Source organism: Actinokineospora auranticolor (assembly GCF_002934265.1).
Classification (GTDB): Bacteria; Actinomycetota; Actinomycetes; order Mycobacteriales; family Pseudonocardiaceae; genus Actinokineospora; species Actinokineospora auranticolor.
Map to the genome: position 1 here is coordinate 134226 of NZ_PTIX01000011.1, position 18165 is coordinate 152390.

The following is an 18165-nucleotide window of genomic DNA, read 5'->3' on the forward strand; positions in this document are numbered from 1 at the left end:
GAGCTCTGGCGCAGATGGCGCACGCCCGCGACACCGCAACCGGTTCCCCCACCGCGCCGATCGCCGTGATCGGTCTGGCTTGCAGGCTGCCGGGGGCGGCGGACCCCGAGCGGTTCTGGGACCTGCTGCGCCGCAGTGCCGAAGCGCTGCGCGAAACACCGCCGGGGCGATGGGCCGCGGCGCGCCCCCGGCCGGAGCGGGGTGGGTTCCTCGACCAGGTGGACCGCTTCGACGCCGGGTTCTTCCAGGTCACCCCGCGCGCGGCTGCGGCGATGGACCCGCAGCAGCGCTTGGCGCTCGAACTGGGGTGGGAGGCCGTCGAGGACGCGGCGCTGCCCGCCCCCGCGCTGCGCGGCACCGACACTGCCGTCTACCTCGGGGTGATCGGCTCGGACTACGCGGAGCTGTCCCAGGCCACCGACGCCGGTCCGGACACCACCGCGGGGCTCAGCCGGGGCATGATCGCCAACCGGCTGTCGCACTTCCTCGGCCTGCGCGGCGCGAGCATGACCGTGGATAGCGCGCAGTCCTCCGCGCTGGTGGCCGTGCACCTGGCGGCCACCGCGCTGGCCCGCGGCGAGGCGCGGCTGGCCATCGCGGGCGGGGTGAACCTCACCCTGGGCGAGGGCACCGCAGCGGCGCTGGCCCGGTTCGGCGGGCTCTCCCCGGACGGCCGGAGCCACACCTTCGACGAACGGGCCAACGGCTACGCGCGCGGCGAGGGCGGCGGTCTGGTCGTGCTCAAGCCGTTGGCGGCGGCGCTGGCCGACGGCGACCGGGTCTACTGCGTGATCCGCGGTGGCGCGGTCAACAACGACGGCGCCACGGACGGGCTGACGGTGCCGGACGCGCACGCGCAGGAGCGGGTCATCCGGGCCGCGCACGCCGCTGCGGGTGTCAGCCCGACCGAAGTGTCCTATGTGGAGCTGCACGGCACCGGGACCAGGGTGGGTGACCCGATCGAAGCGGCGGCGCTGGGCGCGGCGTTCTCGGGTGCGCGCCGTGCGCCGCTGGCCGTGGGCTCGGCCAAGACCAACGTGGGCCACCTCGAGGGCGCCGCCGGGGTCGTCGGGCTGATCAAGACCGCGCTGGCCCTGCACCACGGGTGGCTCCCGGCGAGCCTGAACTTCCGCGCACCCCACCCGGACATCCCACTCGACCGGCTCAACCTGCGGGTGGTCACCGAGCCGGGACCGTGGCCGGGGCCCCGGCTCGCCGGGGTCAGCTCGTTCGGCATGGGCGGCACGAACTGCCACCTCGTCCTGGGCGACGCGCCAGCACCCACCCCCACCGCGCCCACCGGGGTGGGCGGACCGGCGGTCGCCGGTCCGGTGCCGCTGCTGGTGTCCGGCCGGGACGCGGCGGCGCTGCGCGCCCAGGCCGGTCGCCTGGCGGGCGCGCTGGACACCGTCGACCTGGGCGACGCCGCGCACACCCTGGCCACCCGCCGTACCGCCTTCCCCCACCGGGCGGCGGTGCTCGCCGACGACCTCGCCCAGGCGCGCGCCGGGCTCGCGGCGCTGGCCGGGGACGGACCCTCGTCGAACCTGGTGCGCGGGCGGGCGTCCACCCACCCGACCGACGTGGTCGCGCTCTTCCCCGGGCAGGGGGCGCAGCGGCCGGGGATGGGCTTGGCGCTGGCCTCCGCCTCCCCCGTGTTCGCCGCCGCGCTGGACGAGGTCGCCCGCCACCTCGATCCCCGGCTGGACCGGCCGCTGCGGGACCTGCTCGCCGCCGGGGACGGCGCGCTCGACCGCACCGAGCACACCCAGCCCGCGCTCTTCGCGGTGGAGGTCGCCCTGTTCCGGCTGGTGGCCGCCCTCGGCCTTCGGCCCGCCCGGCTGGTGGGCCACTCCATCGGCGAGATCGCTGCCGCGCACGTGGCGGGGGTGCTGGACCTGGCCGACGCGGCCGATCTGGTGATCGCGCGCGGCCGGGCGCTGGGCGCGTTGCCCCCGGGTGGGGCGATGCTCGCCGTCGGCGCGGGGGAGGACCGCGTGCGCGCCCTGCTCGACGGGTCGGAGCTGGACATCGCGGCGGTGAACGGGCCCGCGGCCGTCGTCGTGGCGGGCGCCGAGGAGGGGATCGAGCGGCTGGCGGACCGGGCCCGCGCGGCGCGGCTGCGGGTCAAGCGGCTGGCCACCAGCCACGCGTTCCACTCGCGGCTCATGGCTCCCGCGCTGGCCGGGTTCCGCCGGGTGCTCGACGGCCTGACCTTCCGCCCGCCCCGGCTGACCGTGGTATCCACGGTGACCGGCGCCGAGGGCGGGCTGGACTCGCCCGACTACTGGGTCCGGCACATCACCGCGCCCGTGCGCTTCGCCGACGCCGTCGCCGCGGCGTGCGGCCCGGGGACCGTGGGGGTGGAACTGGGGCCGAGCGCGGTGCTCACGCCGCTCGCCCGGGACTCCGCCCCCGACGCGGCGTTCCTGGCCACCCTCCGCGCGGATCGCCCTGAGCCCGACGCGCTGCTCAGCGCCCTGGCGACCGCCTTCACCCGTGGCGTCGAACTCGACTGGTCCGCGATCACCCCTGGCCGACCGGTGAGTCTGCCCACGTACGCCTTCCAACGACGGCGCCACTGGGTCGGTGCCACTCCGTCGCCGCGGACCACCGACACCGGGCCCGGGACGGACAGCGCAGCCGAGGCGCGCCCCGAAGCCCCGACCGAAGGGACCGCCGCGCCCGTGCTGGGCTCCGCCCCGGCCAACGCGCTGCGGAGCGCGCTCGACCTGGTGCTGGCCCAGACCGCGGCGGTCGCCGGTCTCGGCGACCCCGGCGAGGTCGACCGGGACGCCACCTTCCGCGACCTCGGGTTCGACTCGATGGCCTCGGTCGAGCTGCGCGACCGCATCGCGGAGGCGGCAGGCGTCCGGTTGGCCGCGGGTCTGCTGTTCGACCACCCGACCCCGGCCGCGGTCGCCGCGCACGTGCGTGACCTGCTCGACGGCCACGCGCGGGCAGCCCCGGCGCGCACCGCCGCCACGACCGACGAGCCCATCGCCATCGTCGGCATGGCCTGCCACTACCCCGGTGGCGTCCGGTCCAGCGCGGACCTGTGGCGGTTGGTCGCCGCCGGCGCGGACGCCATCGGGCCATTCCCCGAGGACCGGGGCTGGCCCGCGGACACCCCGCTCGGCCCCGACCACGCCCGGGTTGGCGGGTTCCTCGACGGCGTCGACCGGTTCGACGCCGGATTCTTCGGCATCTCACCGCGCGAGGCGTTGGCCATGGACCCGCAGCAGCGCTTGGTCCTCGAAACCGCGTGGCAGAGCCTGGAGCGGGCCGGACTCGACCCGGCCGCGCTGCGCGGCACCGACACCGGTGTGTTCATCGGCGCGTCGGCGAGCGACTACGGGCCAAGGATGCACGAGGGCAACGAGGACGTCGCCGGGCACCTGCTCACCGGTGGCGCCGCCAGCGTGCTCTCCGGACGGGTCGCCTACCACCTCGGCCTGTCCGGCCCCGCGGTCACCGTCGACACCGCCTGCTCGTCGTCGCTGGTGGCCGTGCACCTGGCGGCGCGCTCGCTGCGCCAGGGCGAGACCGGGCTGGCGCTGGCGGGCGGCGTCGCGGTACTGGCCACCCCCGGCATGTTCCTGGAGTTCGCCCGCCAACGCGCGCTGTCCGCCGACGGCCGGTGCAAGGCGTTCTCCGCCGACGCCGACGGCACGGGGTGGGCCGAGGGCGTCGGCGTGCTCGTGCTCGAACGCCTGTCCGACGCGCGCCGCCTTGGCCACCGCGTGCTCGCCGTGGTGCGCGGTTCGGCGGTCAACTCCGACGGCGCGTCCAACGGGCTCACCGCGCCCAGCGGACCCGCCCAGCAGCGGGTGATCCGCGCCGCGCTGGCCGACGCGGGCCTGGCACCGTCCGATGTGGACGTTCTGGAGGCGCACGGCACCGGCACCGCGCTCGGCGACCCCATCGAGGCCGAGGCGCTGCTGGCCACCTACGGCAGCGAGCGCGCGCGTCCGGCCCTGCTGGGCTCGGTGAAGTCCAACATCGGCCACACGCAGGCCGCCGCGGGCGTGGCCGGGGTGATCAAACTGGTGGAGGCAATGCGCCACGGGCTGGTGCCGCGCACCCTGCACGCCGACGAGCCCACCCCGCACGTGGACTGGTCGGCAGGCGCCCTGGAACTCGCCACCGCTCCGCAGCCGTGGCCGGTGACCGGCGCGCCGCGCCGGGCCGCGGTGTCCTCGTTCGGCATCAGCGGCACCAACGCGCACGTGGTGCTCGAGCACGCGCCCGAGCCCGAGCGGACCGAGCCCGGCCCGGTGGACCTGCTGCCGTGGGTGGTGTCCGGCCGCGATGCCGAGGACCTGCGCGCCCAAGCCGCGCACCTGCTGCCCGCCGTGTCCGGTCCCGACGCCCCCACTCCCGCCCGGGTCGCCGCCGCCCTGGGCGCGCGGACCCGGTTCGAGCACCGCGCGGTGCTGCTGGCGGACACGTCGGAGGCGCTGGTCGCCGGACTCACCGCGGTGGCCGCGGGCGAACCGCCCGCGGGTGGGGCGACCGCGACGGGACCGGAACGGGCGGTGACCGCGTTCCTGTTCACCGGCCAAGGCGCGCAACGGCCCGGTATGGGCGCCGCGCTCGCCGCCCGGTTCCCGGTGTTCGCCGAGGTGTTCGCAGAGGTCGCCGCCGCGCTCGACGCGCACCTGCCGCAGCCGCTGCGCGGCGTGCTCGACGACGGGGCGGCCCTGGACCGCACCGAGTACACCCAGCCCGCGCTGTTCGCCTTCGAGGTCGCCCTGTTCCGGCTGCTGGCGCACCACGGCACCCGACCGGACGTGGTGATCGGGCACTCCGTCGGCGAACTGGCCGCGGCGCACGCCGCCGGGGTGCTGTCGCTGCCGGACGCGGCCCGCCTGGTGGTGGCCCGGGGTCGGGCGATGGGCGCCGCGCGGGCGGGCGGGGCGATGGTGGCCATCGGGGCGCCGGAGGAACCGGTGCGCGCGGCACTGGCGGGCTACCCGGGCGAGGTCGACATCGCCGCGGTGAACGGACCGGCCGCGGTCGTCGTCTCCGGGACCGAAGCGGCGGTACTGGCGATCGCCGAGCGGTTCCGCGCCGACGGCCACCGGACCACCCGGTTGCGCGTCAGCCACGCCTTCCACTCCCCCCACATGGACCCGGTGCTGGCCGAGTTCGGCGCCGTCGCCGCCGAGGTGTCCTTCGCGGCGCCGACGATCCCGCTGGTGTCCACCGTGACCGGTGGCCTGGACGCGCCCGTCGACACACCCGAGTACTGGGTTGGACAGGTGCGCGCGACGGTGCGGTTCGCCGACGCGGTGGCCGCGCTGGCCGAGCACGGCGTCGGCGTGGTCGCGGAGGTCGGGCCGGACGCCGCGCTCACGCCGATGGCGGGCCGGGTGCTCGACCCCCGGGTGACCGCGGTTGCCCTGTCTCGGGCCGGGCGCGACGAGGTGGCGACCTTCGTCTCGGGTCTGGCCGCCGCACACGCCGCAGGTGCCCCGCTGGCCGTCCCCTCCTTCACCGGCAACGCCGACGCCGCCGGCCTGCCCGCCCGCGCTTTCCGCGGACCGCGCTTCTGGCTCGCGCCCGCGCGCGCCACCGGTCCCGCTTCGGACACCGCGCACCCGCTGCTGACCAGCGGCACGGACGTGGCGGGGCGGGACGAGGCGGTGTACAGCGGCACGCTGTCGACCCGCGCGCAGCCGTGGCTGGCCGACCACCGCATCGCGGGCGGTGTCCTGCTGCCCGCGACCGCCGTGCTGGACCTGGCGTTGGCCGCGGGCAGGCGGTGCGGGACCCCCGCGGTGGCCGAGGCGGTGCTGGAGGCACCCCTGGTGTTGATCGAGGCGGACACCCGGGTGCAGGTCGTGGTGGCCGGACCGGACGCCTCCGGTGCGCGCCCCTTCACCGTGCACGCCGACAGCGGGTCGGGCTGGACCAGGCACGCGTCCGGTTCGCTGACCGCCGAGCCCGCACCGGGCCCCGGTCTGCCGCTGTGGCCGCCGCGCGGCGCGCGGGAGGTGGCGGTCGACTACGCCGCGCTGGCCGACTCCGGTTACGAGTACGGCCCGGTGTTCCGCGCCGCCGAACGCGCGTGGCGGGTCGGCGACGGCTTTGCCGTGGAGGTCGCTCTGCCCGACGGGACCACGGCTGACGGGTTCGAACTGCACCCCGCGCTGCTCGACGCCGTACTGCACCCCGTGGTCGCCAGCCCGGTCGACGCCGAGCGCATCCGACTGCCGTTCGGTTGGGCACGGGCCGCGCTGTGGGCAACGCGGGCCACGCGGCTGCGCGCGCTGATCACGCCGCTGGGGGACGACCGCTGGCGGCTGGCACTGGCCGACGGGGCGGGAGCACCCGTGGGCACGGCCGAACTGGCGCTGCGCCCGGTGGATCGCGCCGCCCTGCCGCGCTCGGCCGCGACCGGCGGTCCGCACGGCGTCGACTGGGTGCCGCTGCCAACCCCGGAGGCCACCACCCCGGACCAGGACGTCGTTGTCCTGCCCGCCCAGCCGGGCGACGCGCACAACGCGACCACCGCGCTGCTCGCCGCTGTCCGCGCGGAACTCGCGGGCCAGGCGACGATCGTCTGCGCGACCCGGGGCGCGGTGGCGGTGCTCCCGGACGAGGACGTACCCGACCTCGACCACGCGCCCGCCTGGGGCCTGCTGCGCGTGGTCCAGTCCGAGTACCCGGGGCGGGTGGTGCTGGTCGACACCGATGACGAACTCACCGACGACGTGCTCGCCGCGGTGCTGGCCACCGGCGAACCCCAGGTCGCCGTGCGGGAGGGCACGGTGCGCGCGCCGCGGTTCGCCCGGCTGCCGGAGCCGACCGCGCGCCAGGTGTTCCGGCCGGAGGGCACGGTGTTGGTGACCGGCGGGACCGCGGGTCTGGGTGGGCTGCTGGCCCGGCACCTGGCGAGCGCGCACGGTGTGCGGCGGCTGCTGCTGACCAGCCGCCGGGGCCCCGGCACCCCCGGCGTGGACGCGCTCGTCGCCGACCTCGAGGCGCTCGGTGCCCACGTCGTCGTGCGGGCGGTGGACGCCGCCGACCGCGCGGCGATGGCCGCGCTGCTGGCCGAGCACCCGGTAACCGCCGTCGTGCACACGGCGGGGGTGCTGGCCGACGCCACCGTCGACGCGCTCACCGACGAGCAGCTGGCCGCCGCCGCTCGGCCCAAGGTGGACGCGGCGCGGGTGCTGCACGAGCTGACCGATGAGCTGGACGCGTTCGTCCTGTTCTCCTCGATCTCGGGACTGCTGGGCACCGCGGGGCAAGCCGCCTACGCCGCCGCCAACACCTACCTCGACGCGCTCGCCGCGCACCGCCGCGCGGCGGGCCTGCCCGCGACCTCGTTGGCCTGGGGCCTGTGGGACGGCTCGGCAGGTGGGATGGGCGCGGGACTAGGCGCCGCCGACCTCGCCCGGTGGACCCGCGCGGGTGTGCCGCCGCTGAGCCCGGGACAAGGCCTCGACCTATTCGACCGGGCACTGGTCGCCGACCGCGCTCTGGTGGTGCCCGCCGAGTTGGTCCCGGCCCGCGTCGACGCCGCCGACCCACCCGCGCTGTGGCGGGGGTTGGTGCGGCCGACCCGGCGCGCGGCCGCGGTCCGCGGCCCGGTCGACTGGGTCGGCGGACTGGCCGCGCTGCCACCGGACGAGCGGCTCGGCGTCGCGCTGGACCTCGTCGTCGGGCTGACCGCCGAGGTGTTGGGCCACGACACGAGCGCGGCCGTCGACCCGAGTCGCGCGTTCAAGGCGCTCGGCTTCGACTCGCTGGCGGGGTTGGAGCTGCGCAACCGGCTGGCGGCGGCCACCGGCACGGCGCCCGCGCCCACCCTGGTGTTCGACCACCCGACCCCCGCCGCGGTCGCCGCGCACCTGCTCGCGGGGCTCGGCGAGCAGGTGCGCCCCCGGGTCGCGCGGGTCGCACGGGTTGAGGACGACCCGGTCGTCATCGTCGGCATGGCCTGCCGCTACCCCGGCGGAGTCCGCTCACCGGAAGACCTCTGGCAACTCGTGGCCAACGGCACCGACGCCATCACCGACTTCCCCGGCAACCGGGGCTGGGACCTCGACGCCCTCTACCACCCGGATGCCGAGCACATGGGCACCTCCTACACCCGTTCCGGCGGGTTCCTGCACGACGCGGACCTGTTCGACGCGAGCTTCTTCGAGATGTCGCCGCGCGAAGCGACCGCGACCGACCCCCAGCAGCGACTGCTGCTGGAAACCGCCTGGGAAGCCTTCGAACACGCGGGCATCGACCCGGGAACGCTGCGCGGCGGCAACACGGGCGTGTTCGTCGGCGCGATGTACGACGATTACGCCTCCCGGCTGCCGAAGGCGCCGCGCGACTACGAGGGTTTCCTGTTGGCGGGCAACACCTCCAGCGTCATCTCCGGGCGGATCGCCTACAACTACGGCTTCGAGGGTCCCGCGGTCACCGTGGACACCGCCTGCTCGTCGTCATTGGTGGCGCTGCACCTCGGCGCGCGGGCGCTGCGTTCCGGCGAATCTGACCTGGTGCTCGTCGGGGGTGCGACGGTCATGGCGGGCCCGTCGACGTTCATCGAGTTCTCCCGCCAGCGCGGGCTGTCGGCGGACGGGCGGTGCAAGTCCTTCGCCGACGCCGCCGACGGCACGGGGTGGAGCGAGGGTGTCGGACTACTGCTGCTGGAACGGCTCTCCGACGCCCGGCGCCTGGGGCACCAGGTGTTCGCCGTCGTGCGGGGCTCGGCGGTCAACTCCGACGGCGCGTCCAACGGGCTCACCGCGCCCAGCGGACCCGCCCAGGAACGGGTGATCCTCGGTGCGCTGGCCGACGCGAACCTAGAACCGTCCGATGTGGATGCGGTGGAGGCGCACGGCACGGGCACCCGGCTCGGCGACCCGATCGAGGCGCGGGCGCTGCTGGGGACCTACGGCCGCGATCGGGAGCGGCCGCTGTGGCTGGGCTCGCTCAAGTCCAACATCGGGCACGCCCAAGCCGCCGCCGGGGTCGGCGGGATCATCAAGGTGGTGCAGGCCATGCGGCACGGCGAACTGCCGCGCACCCTGCACGTCGACCAGCCGTCGCGGCACGTGGAGTGGACCGCGGGCGCGGTGTCGCTGCTGACCGAGGCGCACCCGTGGCCCGCGGGCGAGCGCGCGCGCCGGGCCGGGGTCTCCTCCTTCGGCATCAGCGGCACCAACGCGCACGTGATCATCGAGGAGGCGCCGGAACCGGAGCCCTCGCCGGACCCCACCCCACCACCCGCCGCGCTGAGTTGGGTGCTCTCCGCCCGCGACGAGACGGCGCTGCGCGCCAGGGCGACCCGGCTGCGCGAGCACCTCACCGCGCACCCGCTCGACCCGGTGGACGTCGCCCACTCGCTGGTGGCGGGTCGGGCACTGCTGCCGACCCGCGGCGCGGTCGTCGGCACGACGACCGAACGGCTGCTGGCGGGCCTGGACGCGCTCGGCGCCGGAGGCCAGGACCCCGCGGTGCTGCGCGGCGTCGGCGAGCCGGGCAAGCTGGCCCTGCTGTTCACCGGCCAGGGCGGCCAGCGACTGGGCATGGGCCGCGAGCTGCACGCCACCGACGAGGTCTTCCGGTCCGCAGTGGACGAGATCGGTGCACACGTCGACGGCCTGCTCGAGCGCCCGCTGACCGCGGTGCTGTTCGCCGAGCCCGACTCCGCGGACGCCGCCCTGCTCGACCAGACCGCGTTCGCCCAGGTCGCGCTGTTCGCCGTGGAGACCGCGCTGCACCGGGTGCTGGCGGAACGCGGGGTGCGGCCGGACTACCTGCTCGGGCACTCGATCGGCGAGGTCACCGCCGCGCACGCGGCCGGGGTGTTCGACCTGGCCGACGCCTGCGCGCTGGTCGCGGCCAGGGGCCGGTTGATGCAGTCGGCCCGCGACGACGGCGCGATGGTGGCGGTGGAGGCCGCGGAGGACGAGGTGCTCGCGGCGCTGCCCCACGGTGACGCGGTCGACATCGCCGCGGTCAACGGGCCACGCGCCACGGTCGTCTCCGGCGACGCGGACGCGGTGGCGGCCGTCGCCGCGCACTGGGCGGGCCTCGGCAGGCGGACGACCCGGCTGCGGGTCAGCCACGCGTTCCACTCCGCCCACATGCGGCCGGTGCTGGCGGAGTTCGAGTCGGTCGTGGCCGGGCTGACGGCGCACGCGCCGACCACCCCGGTCGTGTCCAACGTGACGGGCGGCCTGGCCACCGCGGCCGACCTGCGCTCGCCGGGTTACTGGGCCCGGCACGTGCGCTCGACCGTGCGCTTCCACGACGGCCTGCGCACCCTGGCCGAGCTGGGCGTCACCCGCTACGTCGAGGCGGGTCCCGGCGGGACGCTGGCCGCGCTCGCCGAGGAGCACGGCATCGCCGCGGGAGCGGCCGGTCTGGCCGTGCCGCTGCTGCACCGGTCGCGCCCGGAACCGCTGTCCGTGGTCACCGCGCTGACCCGGCTGCACCTGCACGGCGCGGCGCCGGACTGGTCCGGCGCGCACGCCGGGGCGCGCCTGCGGCCGCTGCCCACCTACCCGTTCCGGTCCGAGCGCCACTGGCTGCGGGCCGACCCGGGCGCCCACGACGCCGCGGGGCTCGGTCTGACCGGTACCGGCCACCCGCTGCTGGGCGCGGTCGTCGAGCGCCCGGACGGCGCGCTCGTGCTGACCGGCCGGATCGGCGGGACGGAGCACGCCTGGGTCGCGGACCACGTCATCGGGGGGCGCACCCTGCTCCCCGGCACCGCGCTCGTGGAGGCGGTGCTGCGGGCGGGGGCGGTGGTCGGCTTGGACCAGATCGACGAGTTGGTGCTGGAGTCCCCGCTCGAACTCGTCGGCGCGGTCCGGTTGCAGGTAGGGGTGCGCCCGGGAACGGGCGCACGGGAGTTCGAGGTACACGCGGCGGGTGCCGAAGGCGGGTGGACGCGGCACGCGACCGGATCGCTCGTCGCGGGCGACGGCGCGGGCGAGCGGCTGCCGGTGTGGCCGCCGCCCGGTGCCGAACCGGTCGACCTGGCCGGGGCCTACGAGGCGTTGGCCGACCGCGGCCACGGCTATGGTCCGGCGCTGCGCGGGCTCTCCGCCATGTGGCGGCGCGGTGACGAACTGTTCGCCGAGGTCGGTCCGGTCGCCCCGAACGGTTTCGCGATCCACCCGGCGCTGCTCGACGCCGCACTGCACCCGTTGGTCGTGGCGAGTGATCCGGGGAACGACCCGCTGGTGCCCTTCGCCTGGAGCGGGGTCCGCCTGCACCGGAGCGGGGCGGACGCGCTGCGGGTCCACCTGTCCCGGACCGGACCCGATATCTCCTCGATCACCGTGACGGACGGCGCGGGCACCCCGGTGTTCACCGCGCGCGAGGTGGCGCTGCGACCGGCCGCGGCCGCCCCGGTTCCGGTGTACCGGCTGGACTGGGTGCCCGTCGACGCGCCGGGTACCGCGGCGCCGACGCCGGTCGAGGTCGTGCGCCTGACGCCCGGGTCGGCGCGCGAGGCGGCACACCAAGCGCTCGCCGTCGCCCAGCGCGTCCTCGCCGAAGAGGACACCCACGTGGTGGTGGTGACTTCCGGCGCGGTCGCCGCGGGCACCACCCCGGTCCGGGACCCGGCGGCCGCCGCTGCGTGGGGTCTGCTGCGCACCGCCCAGCAGGAGGCGCCCGGCCGGATCACCCTGGTCGACCTGCCCGGCGGCGCGGACGACCCGGCGCCCGCCCTGGCGGTGGGCGAGCCCCAGGCCGCGATCCGCGACGGCCGGGTATTCGTCCCACGGCTGGTCCGCGCGCGCACCACCGCGCAACCCGGTGGGCCGCTCCCGGTCACGGGAGCCGGTGCCAGCACGCTCGGCGCGGATGACCCGGTACTGGTGACCGGCGCGACCGGCGCGCTGGGCGCGCTGATCGCCCGCCATCTGGTCGGTGCGCACGGCGCGCGTCGGGTGGTGCTGGTCAGCAGGCGCGGCCGAGCGGCTCCCGGCGCGGTGGAACTGGCCGCGGACCTGGCGCGGGCGGGCGCGGAGGTCACCGTCGCCGCGTGCGACACCGCGGACCGTGACGCCGTGGCCGCGCTGCTCGCCGGGTTGGGCCGCGCCCCGGCACTGGTGGTCCACGCGGCAGGCGTGCTCGACGACGCCACCATCACGGGGCTCACCCCGGACCGGCTCGACGCCGTCCTGCGCCCCAAGGTCGACGCCGCACTGGTCCTGCGCGATTTGCTGACGCCGGCGACGCGGCTGGTGCTGTTCTCCTCGGTGACCGGTGTGCTCGGCACACCTGGCCAGGGCAACTACGCGGCGGCCAACGCCTTCCTCGATGCCCTGGCCCAGCACGGCGGCCAGGCGGGACCGCGCACCACCTCGCTGGCCTGGGGGCTGTGGGCGGGGCCGGGTATGGCAGGCGCGCTCGCCGACGCCGACCGCGCCCGGCTGGCCCGGCTCGGTGTGGCCCCGCTGCCCCCTGCGGACGGGCTCGCGCTGTTCGACGCCGCGCTGGCGGGCACCGAAGCGGTGGTCATCCCCGCGCGGCTGGCGCTCGCCGAGGTGGACCGGGAGACCGCGCCGCCGGTGCTGCGCGAACTGCTCCGCGAGCGCCCCGGGGGGCGCGCGACCTCAATCCCGGCGCCCACCCCGCCCGCCTTGGCCGAGTTGTCCGGCGCGGAGCTGGAGCGCGCGGTGACCGCGCTGGTCGGTGACGCGGTGGCCGCCGTGCTGGGCCACGACGGCGACGTGGCGGGTGATCGGCCGTTCAACGAGCTGGGCTTCGACTCGCTCACCGCAGTTGAGCTGCGCAACCGGCTGCGGGCGGCGACCGGTTTGCCCATCGCGACCACCGCGGTGTTCGACCACCCCACGCCGAAGGCGTTGGCAGGCGCGCTGGTCGACCGGCTGGTGGGCGCGAGCGCGCCGGACCGGAGCGTCCCGGTGCGCCTGCCGAGCGAGACCGAGGACGACCCTGTGGTCATCGTCGGCATGGCCTGCCGCTACCCCGGCGGAGTCCGCTCACCGGAAGACCTCTGGCAACTCGTCGCCAACGAAACCGACGCCATCACCGACTTCCCCACCAACCGGGGCTGGGACCTCGACGCCCTCTACCACCCGGACCCGGACCACCCCGGCACCGTCTACGTGACCCGGGGCGGATTCCTGCACGACGCCGACCTGTTCGACGCCGAGTTCTTCCGGATGAGCCCGCGCGAGGCGATGGCGACCGACCCCCAGCAGCGACTGCTGCTGGAAACCGCCTGGGAAGCCTTCGAACACGCGGGCATCGACCCGGGAACGCTGCGCGGCAGCGCGACCGGGGTGTTCGCCGGGTCCATGTACGACGACTACGGCGCCCGCTTGCACCAGGCCCCGACCGCGCCGGAGGGCTATGAGGGCTACCTCGTCACCGGCAGCGCGGGCAGCGTGCTGTCGGGTCGGGTCGCCTACACGTTCGGACTCGAAGGCCCGGCGATGACCGTGGACACCGCGTGTTCGTCGTCACTGGTCGCCCTCCACCTGGCGGCGAACGCGCTCCGCCGCGGAGAGTGCGACCTGGCGCTGGCGGGCGGAGTCACGGTGATGGCGACCCCGGCCACCTTCGTCGAGTTCTCCCGCCAGCGCGGGCTGGCCCGCGACGGCCGCTGCAAGGCCTTCGGCGCGGGCGCCGACGGCACCGGCTGGGGCGAGGGCGCCGGACTGGTCGTGTTGCAGCGGCTCTCCGCCGCCCGCCGCGACGGCCACCGCGTGCTGGCCGTGGTGCGCGGCTCGGCGATCACCTCGGACGGCGCGTCCAACGGGCTCACCGCCCCGCACGGGCCCGCGCAACGGCGGGCGATCCGCGCCGCGCTCGCCGACGCCGGGCTCCGACCGTCCGATGTGGACGTCGTGGAGGCGCACGGCACGGGCACCGCACTGGGCGACCCCATCGAGGCCAGGGCACTGCTGGAGACCTACGGGCAGGACCGGGACCGGCCGGTGTGGCTGGGCTCGCTCAAGTCCAACATCGGGCACACCCAGGCCGCCGCCGGGGTCGGCGGCGTGATCAAGCTCGTGCAGGCCATGCGGCACGGCGTGCTGCCCAGGACGTTGCACGCCGACGACCCGACACCCGAGGTCGACTGGTCCTCGGGTTCGGTGGCGCTGCTGTCCCGAGCGCGGCCGTGGACGGCGGCCGGGCCGCGACGGGCGGCGGTGTCCTCGTTCGGGATCAGCGGCACCAACGCGCACGTCATCCTCGAACAGGCGGAGCCGGAAAGGACCGGGGCGGACGACGGCGGAGCCGACACCGCGGTCGCGTGGCCGCTGTCGGCACACTCCCCCGCCGCCCTGCGCGCCCAGGCCGCCCGGCTGCGGGCCCACCTGCTCGACCGGCCGGGCGTCCGACCGGCCGATGTGGCGCGCGCCCTCGCGGCCCGCTCGGCGCTGGCGCACCGGGCCGTGCTGCCGGTCCGCGCCCTCGACGACGCGCTCCCCCGGCTCGCCGCGCTCGCGGCGGGCACCCCCGCACCCGGCACCGCCGTCGGCGAGGTCTCCCCCGGCCGCCTGGCGCTGCTGTTCGGCGGCCAGGGCGGGCAGCGGGTCGGGATGGCGCGCGAACTGCACGCGGGCGACCCGGTGTTCGCCGCCGCCCTGGACGAGGTGTGCGCGGCGTTCGACCCGCACCTGGACCGCTCGCTGCGCGACCTGTTGCTGACCGGTGCGGACCAAGCCGCGCTCGACCGCACCGAGAACGCCCAGCCCGCGCTGTTCGCGGTGGAGACCGCCTTGCTGCGACTGATCACCGCCCGCGGCCTCGTACCGGACGTGGTGCTGGGCCACTCGATCGGCGGCATCGCCGCCGCGCACGCCGCGGGCGTGTTCGACCTCGCCGACGCGGCGACGCTGGTCGCCGCCCGCGGCGCGCTCATGCAGGCGCTCCCGCCGGGCGGGGCGATGGTCGCGGTGCGCGCGAGCGAGGCGGACCTGGTCGAGCTGATCGGCGACCGGGCGGACGAGGTGTCCGTGGCGGCGGTCAACGCCCCCGGCTCATGCGTGCTGTCCGGGACCGAGGCCGCGGTCACCGCGGTGGCCGCCGCGGTCGCCGAACGCGGCGGGCGGACCAAGCGGCTGGCGGTGAGCCACGCGTTCCACTCCCCCATGGTCGAACCGATGCTCGGACCGTTCCGCGAGGTGCTGGCCGGGTTGTCGTTCGCGGCGCCGTCGCTGCCGGTGGTCTCGGAGGTGACCGGCGCGCTCGCCACCGAGGCCGAGTTGACCGACCCGGAGTACTGGGTGCGGCACGCGCGGGCGGCCGTCCGCTTCGCAGACGGGCTGCGCGCGCTGGCCGAGCGGGGCGCCACGACGTTCCTGGAAGTCGGGCCCGCGGGCACGCTCACCGCGCCCACCCGGGAAACCCTCGGTCCGGAGCCGCTAGTGGTGCCGCTGCTGCGCGCCGACCGGCCGGAGCAGGAGACCGTGGCCGAGGCGCTGGGCACCGCCTACACCCGGGGCGCCGCGGTGCGGTGGGCTCCGACCGATGGTCCGCTGGAGCGCGACCTGCCCACCTACGCCTTCCAGTCCACGCGTTTCTGGCTGGACCGGCCTGCCGAGGCCAACCGCTCGTCCACCGGGCTCGGCCGGGCCGCGCACCCGCTGCTGGACAGCGTCGTGGACCTCCCGGACGGGCGAGCGGTGTTCAGCGGCCGGGTGACACCGGACTCCCCCGCGTGGCTGGGCGACCACCGCCTCGGCGACACCCCGGTGCTACCCGCGACCGCGCTGCTGGACCTCGCCGCCTGGGTCGGCAGGCGGTTGGGGATCGGGCGCGTCGAGGACTTGGCGCTGCCGCTGCCGCTGGCCGTGGTGGGCGCGACGCGGCTGCGGGTGGTCGTCGAGGAACCGGACGCGCTCGGCGACCGGGCGTTCGCGGTGCACGCCCGCGCCGAGGCCGACGAGACCGAGCCGTGGAGCCGGTGCGCGACCGGCACGCTCACCGCCCGCGCCACGACGGCGCACCCGGCCCCGGTGTGGCCGCCGTCGGCCGCACGGCCGATCGACCTCACCGGCGCCTATGACCTGCTCGCCGACGCGGGCCTCGGCTACGGCCCCGCCTTCCGCGGTCTGACCGCGGCGTGGGAGCGCGACGGCGACCTGTTCGCGGAGGTGGAACTCCCCGCCACCGCCACCGAGTCCCGGGGGTGGGCCGGGCCGCACCCCGCGGTGCTGGACGCGGCGCTGCACGTGCCCGCGCTGCTCGGTGCCCGGGCGTCCCGGACGCGACTGCCCTTCTCCTGGTCCGGCGCCCGGATCTCGGGCACCGCCCGGCGGCTGCGGGTGTCGCTGGTGGACCTCGGCGGTGACGCGCTGCGGCTGACCGCGGTCGACGAGGCCGGGGCCGTGCTGGTGGAGGTCGACTCGGTTGCCCTCCGCGCAGCCGACCCGACAGCCGGTCGCACCCCGCCCCGGCTACGCCTGGACTGGGTCCCCGTCGACGTCCCCCCGGCAGCGGTCGAGGCCACGACCGCGCGGTCACTGCACGCGCCGCCCGCGGTGGGCGACGTGCCCGAGCGGGTCCGACGGGTGACCGAGTGGTTGCTGCCCGAACTGCGGGCGCACGCGGCGAGCGACTCGACCGACACCCTGCTCGTCATCACCGGGGGCGCCGTCGACACCGAGGATCCGGACATCGCGGGCGCGGCGCTGTGGGGCATGGTGCGCACGGCCCAGACCGAGCACCCTGGGCGCTTCGCCCTGCTCGACATAGAGCCGGGCACCGAACTGACCGACGCGGACCGGCCCGGGATCGCGGCGCTGCTCGCCGCGGGCGAGGACCAGCTGGCGCTGCGCGGCGGCAGCCCGCGGGTCCCACGGCTCGCCCGGTCGGACGACGCGACCGCGACCGCCGACCTCTCGGGCGGGACAGTGCTGATCACCGGCGGCACCGGAGGGCTCGCCGCGCCGCTGGCCCGGCACCTGGTCGCCCGGCACGGGGTCCGCGACCTGCTGCTGGCGGGCCGTCGCGGACCCCGGGCGGCCGGAGTGGCCGAACTGGTCGCCGAGCTGGCGGCGGCGGGCGCCACCGCCCGCGTGGTCACCTGTGACGTGGCCGACCGCGACGCGGTGCGCGCGCTGGTCGACGCCGTACCGGAGGACAAACCGCTGCGGGCGGTGGTGCACGCGGCCGGTGTCGTGGCCGACGCGCCGCTGCACGCCCAGCGGGAACCCGATCTGCGGCGGGTGCTGGCCCCCAAGGTGGACGCCGCGTGGCACCTGCACGAGGCGACCGCAGACCTCGATCTCGCCGCGTTCGTGCTGTTCTCCTCGATCGCGGGGGTGGTCGGCAACGCGGGACAGGCGAACTACGCCGCGGCCAACGCCGCGCTGGACGCCGTCGCCGCGCACCGGGCCGCGCGCGGACTGCCGTCGACATCGCTGGCCTGGGGCCTCTGGGCGGACGGCATGGGCGCGGACCTCAGCGCGGCCGACCTGGCCCGGCTCCGGCGCGGCGGGATGGCCCCGCTGTCCGTACCGGACGGCCTCGCGCTGTTCGACGCCGCGCTGGGCGACCCCCGACCGCACGCGGTCCCCGCCCGGCTCGACCTGTCGGCGCTGCGGCGACCGGGCACCGCGGTGCCGGTGGTGTTGCGCGGGCTGGTCCGGCAGGCCCCGGCCACCGCGGCCGCGCCCGCCGCGGACCTGGGCTCCAGGGTGGCCGGGCTGTCCGGCCCGGAGGCCGAGCGGGTGGCGCGGGAACTGGTCGACTCGTGCATCGCGCAGGTGCTCGGGCACGAACCAGGCCGGGTGGCGATCGGCCCGGACAAGGGGCTGCTGGACCACGGGTTCGATTCGCTGACCGCGCTCGAACTGCGCAACCGGTTGGGTGCGGCCACCGGCCTGCGGCTGGCGACCACGCTCGTGTTCGACCACCCCACACCCGGCGCGCTGGCCCAGCACTTGGTGGCCGAGTGCGCGCCCGCGTCGACCGCGGTCGACCCGCTCGTCGAGCTGTCGCGGCTGGAGACGGTGCTCACCGTCGTCGAACCGGGATCGGCGCAGGTAGCCGAGATCACCGCTCGGCTGCGGTCCGCGCTACGCCGCCTGACCGCGGTCGAACAGGCACCCGCTCTCGCCGAGACCGACGACGAGCTGTTCCAGCTGATCGACAGCGAGCTGGGCACCGACTGAGTACACCGAGCCCCCACCCCGTCGAGACCAGGAAGGTCCG

The 18165-nt window shown here is 76.7% G+C and carries 1 protein-coding gene; it reads left to right on the forward strand.

What is annotated here, in order from left to right; all coding sequences use genetic code 11:
• The first annotated feature begins 14 nt into the window (after positions 1 to 14).
• A complete protein-coding gene (locus tag CLV40_RS20865) occupies positions 15 to 18125 on the forward strand; it encodes a type I polyketide synthase (protein ID WP_104480638.1) in 18111 nt (6036 codons plus the stop codon).
• Positions 18126 to 18165: the final 40 nt, after the last annotated feature.

What these genes read in the sequence shown, in the direction of transcription:
- CLV40_RS20865 (WP_104480638.1), top strand. Translation starts at nt 15, where the DNA reads ATGGCGCACGCCCGCGACACCGCAACCGGTTCCCCCACCGCGCCGATC.